The sequence below is a fragment of the Microbacterium sp. genome (assembly GCF_052099035.1).
Classification (GTDB): Bacteria; Actinomycetota; Actinomycetes; order Actinomycetales; family Microbacteriaceae; genus Microbacterium.
On record NZ_JBQDSX010000007.1, the window covers coordinates 79,836 to 90,293 of the forward strand.

A 10,458-nucleotide genomic window follows, 5' to 3' on the forward strand; every position below is an offset into this window, starting at 1 on the left:
GCACCCGGTTAGGGGCCCGCTGACAGGGGGTTCATGAGGGGTGAATGCGAGGATGGACGCATGCCCTCCTCGAACGCCCCGCTGCTGCGCGCCCTCGCCGGTGACCGCCCCGAGCAGACCCCGGTCTGGTTCATGCGTCAGGCCGGACGGTCGCTTCCCGAATACCGCGAGCTGCGCGTCGGGACGCGGATGCTGGATGCCTGCCTCACCCCGGACCTCGCCGCCGAGATCACTCTGCAGCCGGTGCGCCGGCACAAGGTGGATGCTGCGGTCTTCTTCAGCGACATCGTGATCCCGCTGCGCCTCGCGGGCGTCGATGTCGTCATCGAGCCGGGTCGCGGCCCCGTCTTCGCCGAGCCCGTTCGCACGCGCGCCGACGTGGACCGGATCACTGCGATCGATCCAAACGGTTTGGACACCACGGCGATCACCGAGGCCGTGCGCATCGTCACCGCCGAACTCGGCGACACCCCGCTCATCGGCTTCGCCGGCGCGCCGTTCACTCTGGCCGCCTACCTGATCGAGGGCGGCCCATCGAAGGAGCACATGCGCGCTCGCGCCATGATGCACACAGATCCTGCCGCGTGGGAGAAACTGGCCGGCTGGCTCTCGCGCATCTCGCGACGCTTCCTCGAGGCGCAGCGCGACGCGGGAGCCGCGACCGTTCAGCTGTTCGACTCGTGGGCAGGCTCCCTGAGCCCCACCGACTACCGTACGCACGTCGCCCCGCACTCGAAGGCAGCAGTGGCCGACCTCAGCGTTCCGGTCATCCACTTCGGCGTCGGCACGGGCCCGTTCCTGGATGACATGCGGCTCGATGGCGCAGCATCCGCCGTCGGAGTCGACTGGCGTCAGCCGCTCGACGAGGCCGCCGGCATCCTTGGCCAGGGCGTGACCCTCCAGGGCAACATCGACCCCGCCATGCTGCAGGCGCCGTGGCCGGTGCTCGAGGCGCACGTCCGCGACGTCATCGAGCGTGGCCGCTCCGCCCGCGCGCACATCCTCAATCTCGGCCACGGCGTTCCGCCCGAGACCGACCCCGGCCAGCTCACCCGCATCGTGGAGCTCGCGCACGAGCTCTGATCCACAGCACTTGACAGCATGGCATCAAATATTGTGATGCTATGCTGTCAAAATGCGAACGACCGTGACTCTGGATGCTGATGTCGAGGCCGCCCTGCGGCGGCTGATGGCACAGCGCGGTGTGTCCTTCAAGCGTGCGCTCAATGATGCGATCCGTGCAGGCGCGTTGCCCGCGAGCACCGAGACTCGCTCATACACGCGTCCGCACGATCTGGGAGTTCCCCTTGTCGATGTGACGCAGGCCCTGCGTCTTGCGGGCGATCTCGAAGATGAAGAGCTCGCCAGGCGCATGCAGGTCGGTCGATGAGGGTCGTTGATGCGAATGTGCTTCTGTACGCGGTGAATGAAGCCACACCTCAGCACTCCTCGTCCGCGCGATGGCTCGATCAGGCGCTCGATGGTGGCGACACCGTCGGGTTCGGCTGGAACGCGCTGCTCGCGTTCGTCAGGATCGCGACGAACCCCCGGATCATGCCGCGTCCACTGTCTGCAGAAGAGGCCATGGCGCAGGTGCATGACTGGATCGCGGCACCCAGTGCGCATGTCTTGCATCCCGGGGAGCGACACGCGAGCATCCTCGAGGACCTGCTGCGGACATCGGGCACGGCGGCGAACCTCGTGAACGATGCACATCTGGCGGCGCTCGCGATCGAGCATCGCGCTGGTGTCGTGACCTTTGATACTGATTTCGCCCGCTTCGATGGCGTGCGGACAAAACGACCGGATGAGTTGCTGAACGTATGAGTACCGCACAGAACCCCGCCGAGCTCGCGGCCCGCGCCGCCGAGCGCCACGTCGTCGTGATCGGCGGCGGCATCGGCGGACTTGTCGCAGCCCGCGAGTGCGCCAAAGTCGGCATGCAGGTGACGCTTCTCGAAGCGGCGGACGAACTCGGCGGTGCGATCCGTCGCGCCGATCTCGACGGCGTGATGGTGGATGCCGGTGCCGAGAGCTATGCGACCCGCGGCGGACACGTGCGGAAGCTCATTGATGAACTGGAACTCACGGATCGGATCGTGACTCCGAACCCGGCGGGCGCCTGGCTCGTCGGCGCTCCTGGTGCGGATGCCGCGCCGCTGCCCAAGGGCGGCATCCTCGGCATCCCCGCCAACCCGTTCGCCGACGATGTGCGCCGCATCATCGGCTGGGGCGGTGCGTGGCGCGCGTACGTCGACCGTCTGCGTCCGCCGCTGACGATCGGACAGGAGCACAGCCTCGGTACTCTCGTCGCCAAGCGCATGGGCGCGAAGGTGCGCGACCTGCTCGTCGCGCCCGTCACCGCTGGCGTGTACTCCGCGAACCCGGACGATGTCGACACTGAGATCGCAGCCCCCGGTCTCAACGAGGCGCTCACCCGCGCAGGATCCCTCTCCGGCGGTGTCGCTCAGCTGCTCGCCGAGCGGGCCGACCGGGCGAAGAAGGCACCCGGCTCGGCGGTCGAGGCTCTTGCCGGAGGCATGAGCGGACTCGTCGACGCTCTGGCGACCGATCTCGACGAGCTTGGCGCGGTCGTCCGCACCGGTGTCACCGTCGACGCGATCGCGCGCGACGGCGACGGTTGGGCGGTAGCGTTCCCGATCACCACCGAAGGAGAGGATGCCGAAGATCAGGCGGAGCCGGTCATCGAAACACTCACCGCGGATGCCGTCATCATCGCCACCGCGGAGCCGAACGCGCGCGTGCTGCTGGCCGATCACGTGAGCGGACTCGGTGTCGCAGGGGAGGCCCCGCAGATCGAAATCGTCAGCCTGCTGCTCAATGCCCCGACGTTGGATGCGGCCCCCCGCGGCACGGGCGTCCTCACTGTTCCCGGCAGCCATACGGCGAAGGCACTCACTCACTCGACAGCGAAGTGGGGATGGCTGCGCGAGGAGACCGGCGGTCGTCATGTTGTGCGCGTCTCGTTCGGCGCGCAGGGCGAACCGGCTGCCACCGCAGCACTCGACGACGAAGCCGCCGCGCGGCTGGCGCTCAGTGAAGCCTCCGCCCTATTCGGCGTCGCACTGCCGGATTCCGCGCTTGTCGCCGCGCACCGTGCCCGATTCACGCAGTCGCAACCGGCGTCGCTCATCGGTGCGACCGAACGCCGTCAGGAAGTGCGGGCCGCCGTGCAGAGAGTCGACGGGCTGGGCGTCGTCGGCGCGTGGTTGTCCGGCACCGGCCTCGCACAGGTTGTCCCCGATGCGACGGCTGAGGCGGATCGGGTTCGCCGGGCCCTGCTCTGGGGAGAAGGTGAACCGCTGTCAACCCCCTGACGCATTGATGCCGTTTTCGGCATATGGCGTTACGCTTGAGCCCTGGCCGACGGCATCCACCGCCAGCGGCTCGACCGGAACAACGTGAGGAGACCCCATGAAGGGGAGGATCGGACTCGTCGTCGGACTCGGCGCCGGATACGTACTCGGAACGCGCGCCGGACGCGAGCGCTACGAGCAGATCAAGACGCAGTGGCTGAAGCTCTGGAACACCGACCCGGTGCAGAACCAGGTCATCAAGGCCAAGGCGTTCGTCGGTGCGAAGGCATCCGCAGTGCCCGGTGCGATCTGGACTGGTGTCGTCAAGGTGGCCAAGGCCGCTGGCGACGGAAGCACGCCCGGCGAGAAGCTCGACTCGGCGATCGCGACGGGCAAGAAGGCCGTCGATCACGTCGAAGATGCTGTCGACGACGCCGTGGACGCCGCGAAGAAGGCCGCACCGAAGAAGACAGCGTCCAAGAAGGCTGCCCCGAGCAAGCCTGCCGCCAAGAAGGCCGCACCGAACAAGACGAACGGAAGCTGACATGGCCCGCGGATATCGTGACCGCGCCGATGACAGCCTCCTGACGCTGCTCGGCGACCTGCCCGAACTCGTCACCAAGCTGATCAAGGCCGAGATCGACGCCGCGAAGTCGTGGGTCTCGCGCACCGCGAAGGATGCCGGGATCGGCAGCGTCTGGTTCGTCATCGCGCTGTTCTTCCTGTTCTGGCTCGTGCCGATGATCCTGGTGTTCGCCGTCGCAGGGCTCTCGTCGTGGTGGCCGGTGTGGCTCTCGGCGCTGGCCGTTCTCGGTCTGCTGCTCGTATGCGTGCTCTTCTGCGTGCTGATGGGCGCACTGAAATTCCGCAAGGTCCTGAAGCGTGAGAATCCCGGCCAGGCCGTGGCAACCGACGTTCGAATCGTGAAGGAGGCCGGCAATGAGCAGGTCTGATTCCGCTCTGCCCCGCACGGCTGTTCCCGCGGGGATCACCGACCCGGTGGCATCCGCTCGTGCCGAGTTGAAGGCGGCGCTGGCCGCGATCGAGATCAAGGGAAACGTCCCGCGCCGCCTTGAGAAGGCATCGCAGCGAGGCGTCGCCAAAGTGCGCGTCTTCGCAGAAAGCAATCCTGCTGGGGCCATGGCAGCGGTCGTCGGCGTCGCAGCCGTCGCGGGCGGCCTCGTCTGGGCGATCGCCCGCGCCATCGCCCGCTGACCCTTCGACAGGCTCAGGGACCGCCGGCGCATTGGCTCCTTCTGCTCGAAAGGGGCAGACTGGGAGAATGTCCGAAGCGAGTGAACAGAACCCGTCCGGTTTCACCCTCTGGGCCGTCTGGCGACGCAATCCCGATGCGCCCGTCGCCGAGACGGATGCCACCGAGCTTGAGACGATCGTCGGCCACATCGAGGATTCCGGCGTCACCGTCCGTGGTTTCTATGATGTCTCCGGCCTGAAGGCCGATGCCGATCTGATGGTCTGGCTGCACGGCCCGACGGCAGAAGACCTTCAGAAGGGACTCCGGCGCCTCCGACGCACTGAGCTGCTGCGCCCGCTGCTCCCCGTGTGGAACGTCATGGGCGTGCACCGAGATGCCGAGTTCAACCGCGCCCACGTGCCCGGGTTCCTGCGCGGCCTCGAGCCGAAGGGCTGGCTGTGCCTGTACCCGTTCGTGCGTACGCCGGAGTGGTACCTGATCGATGATGCAGACCGCCGCAAGATGCTCGCCGATCATGGCCGCAAGGGAGCCGCGTTCACGGGCGTCATCGCCAATACCGTGGCGGCGTTCGCGCTGGGTGACTACGAATGGCTGCTCCCGCTCGAGGCCGATGACCCCACTGAACTCGTCGATCTCATGCGCGACCTGCGCTACACCGATGCGCGCCGCTACGTGAAGGAAGAGGTTCCGTTCTATACGGGACGGCGCTTGCGTTTCGACGAGATCGCGGACGTTTTGCAGTAGGCCGCGATGTCGACTCCTATTCGTCTCGGCACGCGCCGAAGCGCCCTCGCGACGGCCCAGTCCGGGCACGTTGCCGCTGCCCTCGAGAAGATCTCGGGGCGCAAAGTCGAACTCGTCCCGATCGTCTCCGAAGGAGACACCAACCGCGCATCGCTGTCGCAGATCGGGGGCCTCGGCGTGTTCGCCACCCGGTTGCGTGCGGCCCTGCTCGCGGGCGAGTGCGACATCCTCGTTCATTCGCTGAAGGACCTGCCCACGGCTGTTCCGGATGGGCTCGTCATCGCCGCGACGCCACCCAGGGTCGATGCCCGTGACGTCGCGATCACCCGCGACGGCATCCCGCTGCACGCGCTGCCCGCCGGTGCGAGAATCGGGACGGGCTCGCCCCGTCGCATCGCGCAGGTGCGCATCCGCGCTCCGCGCGCGGAGGTCGTCGATATCCGTGGGAACGTCGATTCGCGTCTGGCGCGCGTCGAGTCCGGTGAGCTGGATGCCGTCATCCTCGCCGCCGCGGGTCTCTCGCGGCTCGGCTCCGAGACCACATTGAAGCGCGAGGAACTCGGACTCGCCGAATGGCCCACGGCTCCTGGACAGGGATCGCTGGCCGTCGAGACGACGGCGGATGCGGCATCCGATCTGCGTGCAGCGCTCGCGAAACTGGACGACGCGGACACGCGCCTCGCGATCACCGTCGAGCGCGGAATCCTCGAAGGATTGGATGCCGGATGCCAGGCGCCCATGGCCGCACATGCCGTCGTCAACAGCGACAGCGTCCGGGTGCGAACAATCGTCTACGACCCGAACAGCGACCGGCGGATCGGGCTCGACGTCACTGAATCCCTGAACCGGGGGTATATTCGTCTGAACGGCAGTGGCAACGATGCGGATGCTGCCGATGGTGCGGACCCGAATCACGCAGCGCGCGAGATCGGACTTTCTGTCGCCCGTCGGCTGCTCGAACAAGGGGCGGCCGAACTCGTACCCCGAGAGCAACCCTGATGATCACCACACCCGAAACGAACTCTGAGAAGCCGTTGACCGGCTGGCGCGTCCTCGTCCCGCGAGGAGGCCCGTGGGGCGACGGTGTCGCCGCGTCCCTGCGAGCCCAGGGCGCCGTCCCCGTCGTTGCGCCGCTGATCAACTTCGGCCCGACCACTGACCAGGCGGCCCTCGACGATGCGTTAGAGCAGCTCGCGGCCGGCAAGTTCGACTGGCTCACGATCACCAGTGCGACCACGGTCGACGTGCTGTTCGCGCACCGCGCGGTCGTGCCGAAGTCGACGAAGATCGCTGCGGTCGGCGAGACCACGGCTGCCGCACTCCAGGCGGTCGGCTACGAGGTCGCGCTCGTCCCCGAGCGGGACAACTCTGCGGCGGGCATGGCCGAACAGCTGATCGGGCTCGAGCCCGAGCCCCGTCGCATCCTGACCCTGCGCAGCGAAATCGCAAAGCCCGTCCTGACGCGCTCACTGATCGCCGCGGGACACGATGTCTCGAGCATCGTCGCCTACCGCACCGTGGGTGTGCCGGTCACCGACCGCATCCGCCGCGACGTCGACAGCGGACGCATCAACGCGATCCTCATCACCAGCGGCTCTGTGGCCCAGCAGGTGCGCGAGCAGTTCCCCGACATCCCCGATGACACGCTGCTCGCTGCGATCGGACCGCGCACAGCGAAGGACGCCCGCAAGGCAGGGCTCCCGATCACCGTCGTCGCCGACAAGCAGACCGTCGACGCACTGATCGATGCCGTGTCGCACTTCACGCTTCCGCACGCGGCCGACGAGTTCGCTCCGTGAGCTTCCCCTCTGCCGACTTCCCCACGATCCGCCCGCGCCGGATGCGTCAGTCGCCGGCCGTGCGCGCTCTGGTCCGCGAGACCTCGCTGGAACCGGGGCAGCTCGTGCTGCCGATGTTCGTCCGGGAGGGCATCACCGAGCAGGTCGCGATCTCGTCGATGCCCGGTGTCGCCCAGCACTCTCTTGATTCATTGCGGCGTGCTGCGGTCGCCGCGGCCGAAGCCGGTGTCGGCGGCGTGATGCTGTTCGGCGTTCCCTCCGTGCGAGATGCGGTGGGATCCGGCGCGGACGATCCCGACGGCATTCTCAACGTCGCCACGCGTGCGCTGGTGTCGGAAGTCGGCGACGCGCTCGTCGTACAGACCGATCTGTGCCTCGACGAGTTCACCGATCACGGCCACTGCGGAGTGCTTGCCGCCGACGGTTCAGTCGACAACGACGCGACGCTCGAACGGTACGTGTCGATGGCGCTCGCGCAGGCGCGGGCGGGCTCTCACCTGCTGGGCCTGTCCGGCATGATGGACGGCCAGGTCGCCGCCATTCGACACGGGCTGGATGCCGAGGGATTCACCGACACGCTCCTGCTCGGCTACGCAGCGAAGTACGCCAGCGCGTTCTACGGCCCATTCCGCGAGGCCGTCGATTCGCAGCTGCAGGGCGATCGCCGCACTTACCAGCTCGATCCGGGCAACCGTCGCGAGGGACTGCGCGAAGCGCTGATCGATGAAGCCGAGGGTGCGGATGTCGTCATGGTCAAGCCTGCGATGGGCTTCCTCGATGTGCTCCGCGAAGTGCGCGACGCCGTGCACGTGCCCGTGTGGGCCTACCAGATCTCCGGCGAGTACGCGATGATCGAAGCGGCCGCCGCAAACGGCTGGATCGACCGACGCGCCGCTGTGCTGGAGTCGCTGCTGTCGATCCGCCGTGCAGGCGCCGACGCAGTGCTCACGTACTGGGCGACCGAGGCCGCCGGGTGGCTGCGCGGCCGCTGACGCCGTGGGCAGTTGAGCAGCGGGTCGTTGAGCGAAAACCCTTGCGGGTCGTTGAGCGATCGAAGCGAGACGAAACGGGCTGAGCGAGCAAAGCGAGTCGAAGCCAGGACCGAAACCGAGAACACTCAAGGAGGCACCATGACCGACCGCAACGATGAGCTGTTCGCCGCCGCGCGCGCCGTGACTCCCGGAGGGGTGAACTCACCGGTTCGCGCCTACGGTTCGGTCGGCGGGACGCCTCGATTCCTGGCATCCGCTCGTGGTGCGTATGTGACGGATGCCGCCGGCGACGAGTACGTCGACCTCGTCGCATCCTGGGGTCCGGCGTTGCTCGGCCATGCGCATCCCGAGGTCGTGCGGGCGGTGCAGGATGCCGCGACGCGCGGACTGTCGTTCGGCGCCCCCACGGAGGGCGAGGTCACGCTCGCCCGCAAAATCACCGAGCGCGTGCGTCTCGGCGACCTCGCACCGATTGAGCGCGTGCGCCTGGTGTCGACGGGCACCGAGGCGACGATGACGGCGATCCGTCTCGCTCGCGGCGTGACCGGACGCGACCTGCTCGTGAAGTTCGCCGGGCACTACCACGGTCACTCCGATGGGCTGCTGGCGGAGGCCGGCTCCGGCGTCGCGACGCTCGCACTTCCCGGTTCCGCTGGCGTCCCCGCGCCGATCGCAGCCCAGACTCTGGTGATCGGATACAACGATCGCGACGCGCTCGAAGCAGTGTTCGCCGAGCATGGCGACCGCATCGCCGCGGTCATCGTCGAAGCCGCGGCTGCGAACATGGGCGTCGTCGCTCCGGATGCCGGGTTCAACCGCTTCATCGCCGACACCGCCCACGCGCACGGCGCGCTCATGATCCTCGACGAAGTGCTCACCGGATTCCGCGTGCACCACGCCGGGTACTGGGCTCTGCAGGCCGCGACGGGCGAGGAGTACCTGCCTGACATCATCACGTTCGGCAAGGTCATCGGCGGCGGCATGCCGCTGGCGGCATTCGGCGGGCGCGCGGATGTCATGGACCAGCTCGCCCCCACCGGTCCCGTCTACCAGGCGGGCACGCTGTCGGGGAACCCGCTGTCGGTCGCCGCCGGCATTGCGACCCTGCGGCTCGCGACTCCGGCCGTGTACGCCCGAGTGGATGCTGCCGCAGCCCGCATCGCGTCCGCACTGGATGCTGCGCTCACCGATGCCGGCGTCGTGCACGCGATCTCGCGGGCAGGCAACCTGTTCGGCGTCGCGTTCGCGGCCGAGGCGCCCCGCACCTATGCCGAGGCTCAGGCGCAGGAGTCGTTCCGGTACGCGCCGTTCTTCCACTCGATGCGCGAGCAGGGGGTGGCGCTGCCGCCGAGCGTGTTCGAGGCGTGGTTCCTCACCGCAGCGCACGACGACGAGGCTCTGAGCCGCATCGAGGCAGCGCTTCCTGCTGCGGCTCGCGCCGCGGCATCCGCTTCGCGTTCGTAACTCCTCAAAGGCGGGCGCGACCGCACCGAACAAGCCTTCGCGTGCGCGGGTTGCACCAAGCATTGAGGAGTTACGAACCGAACCAACCGCTCACCGTGCCGCGGGCTGTGAACTGCGGAACTGCACAAACGGATTGTTGCGGTCCTGTGAGGAAGTCGCAGACAGTTTGCAGGTCGACGCTGGCAGACTGGATGAATGGTCACCCTGCTCCTGGATCAGACACAGCTTGAGGTCGTGCTGTCCCCGGTTGAGCGCGCGGCGACATTCCACCGTGAGAACCTCCGCGTCGCACGCGAGACGATCACGAAAGTGCAGCTCACCGACGACGCCTGGACGTGGTTGCGCGGTGTGCCCGGCCGTGGGACGCACATCCCCGGCATCCTCGCTGTCGGAACGTGGAAGGCCGCGGCGACCACGGACTTCGTCCTCATTCGCCGTCGTCGACCGAGCGTCGTCATCGATCTCGAGGGCGATGAGACGTTCCAGCGTCTGATCTTCACCACACGCCACGGCCTCGCTCTCACCCAGGCGCTGCGCCTGGATGTCTCTGAAGAGCCGCTCGATGTCGTGGAGATCAGTGCCACGGCGCCCATCCCGGTGGTCAAGGGCCGTCAGCGTCCGGTCATCCGTCCGCGGCCGATCTGAGCTCAGCGGTCGGAGTCAGCGGTTTCTTCTGCTGTTTCGGCGTCTGCGTCGGCTTCTTCTGCCGCGTCTGCGTCTTCTTCGGCCTCGGCGGATTCGATGCCAGCGGCCGCACTGTTCGGCTCGCCCACCGGATTCGCGAACATGCTCGCCACAGCGGCGAGGTCGGAGAGCCCGGGGAGCGGGCGGTCGTCTGCCTCTGGGGTGGGTGCTTCGGGTGAGGCTTCGGCTCGCTCCGCTCGCTCAGCCCGTTTCGTCTCGCCTTCGGCTCGCTCAACGTCCGG

Annotated in this window: 13 protein-coding genes and 1 pseudogene; 13 read left to right on the forward strand and 1 reads right to left on the reverse strand. The window is 67.8% G+C overall.

The window, feature by feature from the left end:
• The first annotated feature begins 60 nt into the window (after positions 1-60).
• The 13 genes from hemE to ACTIAO_RS03995 all read left to right on the forward strand — a co-directional run bounded on the left by hemE (position 61) and on the right by ACTIAO_RS03995 (position 10,177).
• Positions 61-1,083 carry a uroporphyrinogen decarboxylase gene (gene hemE / locus ACTIAO_RS03935; protein ID WP_441904958.1) on the forward strand — a complete coding sequence of 341 codons (1,023 nt, stop codon included), beginning with the start codon at positions 61-63 and terminating at the stop codon, positions 1,081-1,083.
• A 52-nt stretch (positions 1,084-1,135) separates the two neighbouring features.
• The gene (locus tag ACTIAO_RS03940) at positions 1,136-1,390 is read left to right on the forward strand and encodes an antitoxin (RefSeq protein ID WP_441904959.1); all 255 of its coding nucleotides are present in this window, start codon (positions 1,136-1,138) and stop codon (positions 1,388-1,390) included.
• Positions 1,387-1,827 carry a type II toxin-antitoxin system VapC family toxin gene (locus ACTIAO_RS03945; RefSeq protein WP_441904960.1) on the forward strand — a complete coding sequence of 147 codons (441 nt, stop codon included), beginning with the start codon at positions 1,387-1,389 and terminating at the stop codon, positions 1,825-1,827. The genes ACTIAO_RS03940 and ACTIAO_RS03945 overlap by 4 nt, the downstream gene beginning before the upstream one ends.
• On the forward strand, positions 1,824-3,338 hold the full coding sequence (locus ACTIAO_RS03950; RefSeq protein ID WP_441904961.1) for a protoporphyrinogen/coproporphyrinogen oxidase: 1,515 nt from the start codon (positions 1,824-1,826) through the stop codon (positions 3,336-3,338). Before ACTIAO_RS03945 ends, ACTIAO_RS03950 begins: the two co-directional genes overlap by 4 nt.
• A 97-nt stretch (positions 3,339-3,435) precedes the next feature.
• Complete coding sequence (locus tag ACTIAO_RS03955) at positions 3,436-3,861, forward strand: hypothetical protein (RefSeq protein WP_441904962.1); 426 nt, start codon at positions 3,436-3,438, stop codon at positions 3,859-3,861.
• 1 nt (position 3,862) lies between these two features.
• Positions 3,863-4,270 (forward strand): phage holin family protein, encoded by a 408-nt coding sequence (locus tag ACTIAO_RS03960; RefSeq protein WP_441904963.1) that lies wholly within the window; start codon positions 3,863-3,865, stop codon positions 4,268-4,270.
• Positions 4,257-4,532, forward strand: coding sequence for a hypothetical protein (locus ACTIAO_RS03965; RefSeq protein WP_441904964.1), 276 nt, complete (start codon positions 4,257-4,259; stop codon positions 4,530-4,532). The genes ACTIAO_RS03960 and ACTIAO_RS03965 overlap by 14 nt, the downstream gene beginning before the upstream one ends.
• A gap of 67 nt (positions 4,533-4,599) precedes the next feature.
• The gene (hemQ, locus tag ACTIAO_RS03970) at positions 4,600-5,277 is read left to right on the forward strand and encodes a hydrogen peroxide-dependent heme synthase (RefSeq protein WP_441904965.1); all 678 of its coding nucleotides are present in this window, start codon (positions 4,600-4,602) and stop codon (positions 5,275-5,277) included.
• A 6-nt stretch (positions 5,278-5,283) separates the two neighbouring features.
• The gene (gene hemC / locus ACTIAO_RS03975; protein ID WP_441904966.1) at positions 5,284-6,276 is read left to right on the forward strand and encodes a hydroxymethylbilane synthase; all 993 of its coding nucleotides are present in this window, start codon (positions 5,284-5,286) and stop codon (positions 6,274-6,276) included.
• Complete coding sequence (locus ACTIAO_RS03980) at positions 6,276-7,076, forward strand: uroporphyrinogen-III synthase (protein ID WP_441904967.1); 801 nt, start codon at positions 6,276-6,278, stop codon at positions 7,074-7,076. The genes hemC and ACTIAO_RS03980 overlap by 1 nt, the downstream gene beginning before the upstream one ends.
• Positions 7,073-8,068 carry a porphobilinogen synthase gene (gene hemB / locus ACTIAO_RS03985; protein WP_441904968.1) on the forward strand — a complete coding sequence of 332 codons (996 nt, stop codon included), beginning with the start codon at positions 7,073-7,075 and terminating at the stop codon, positions 8,066-8,068. Before ACTIAO_RS03980 ends, hemB begins: the two co-directional genes overlap by 4 nt.
• Positions 8,069-8,206: 138 nt before the next feature.
• On the forward strand, positions 8,207-9,532 hold the full coding sequence (hemL, locus tag ACTIAO_RS03990) for a glutamate-1-semialdehyde 2,1-aminomutase (protein WP_441904969.1): 1,326 nt from the start codon (positions 8,207-8,209) through the stop codon (positions 9,530-9,532).
• A 195-nt stretch (positions 9,533-9,727) separates the two neighbouring features.
• Positions 9,728-10,177, forward strand: coding sequence for a hypothetical protein (locus tag ACTIAO_RS03995; RefSeq protein WP_441904970.1), 450 nt, complete (start codon positions 9,728-9,730; stop codon positions 10,175-10,177).
• 2 nt (positions 10,178-10,179) lie between these two features.
• On the opposite strand, the pseudogene ACTIAO_RS04000 reads toward ACTIAO_RS03995, so the two are convergent.
• Positions 10,180-10,458: pseudogene (locus ACTIAO_RS04000) on the reverse strand (hypothetical protein); the annotation flags it as partial.

Excerpts from the sequence above, each read along its gene's own strand:
- hemE (WP_441904958.1), top strand. The coding sequence starts at position 61 with ATGCCCTCCTCGAACGCCCCGCTGCTGCGCGCCCTCGCCGGTGACCGC.
- ACTIAO_RS03940 (WP_441904959.1), top strand. The coding sequence starts at position 1,136 with ATGCGAACGACCGTGACTCTGGATGCTGATGTCGAGGCCGCCCTGCGG.
- ACTIAO_RS03945 (WP_441904960.1), top strand. The coding sequence starts at position 1,387 with ATGAGGGTCGTTGATGCGAATGTGCTTCTGTACGCGGTGAATGAAGCC.
- ACTIAO_RS03950 (WP_441904961.1), top strand. The coding sequence starts at position 1,824 with ATGAGTACCGCACAGAACCCCGCCGAGCTCGCGGCCCGCGCCGCCGAG.
- ACTIAO_RS03955 (WP_441904962.1), top strand. The coding sequence starts at position 3,436 with ATGAAGGGGAGGATCGGACTCGTCGTCGGACTCGGCGCCGGATACGTA.
- ACTIAO_RS03960 (WP_441904963.1), top strand. The coding sequence starts at position 3,863 with ATGGCCCGCGGATATCGTGACCGCGCCGATGACAGCCTCCTGACGCTG.
- ACTIAO_RS03965 (WP_441904964.1), top strand. The coding sequence starts at position 4,257 with ATGAGCAGGTCTGATTCCGCTCTGCCCCGCACGGCTGTTCCCGCGGGG.
- hemQ (WP_441904965.1), top strand. The coding sequence starts at position 4,600 with ATGTCCGAAGCGAGTGAACAGAACCCGTCCGGTTTCACCCTCTGGGCC.
- hemC (WP_441904966.1), top strand. The coding sequence starts at position 5,284 with ATGTCGACTCCTATTCGTCTCGGCACGCGCCGAAGCGCCCTCGCGACG.
- ACTIAO_RS03980 (WP_441904967.1), top strand. The coding sequence starts at position 6,276 with ATGATCACCACACCCGAAACGAACTCTGAGAAGCCGTTGACCGGCTGG.
- hemL (WP_441904969.1), top strand. The coding sequence starts at position 8,207 with ATGACCGACCGCAACGATGAGCTGTTCGCCGCCGCGCGCGCCGTGACT.
- ACTIAO_RS03995 (WP_441904970.1), top strand. The coding sequence starts at position 9,728 with ATGGTCACCCTGCTCCTGGATCAGACACAGCTTGAGGTCGTGCTGTCC.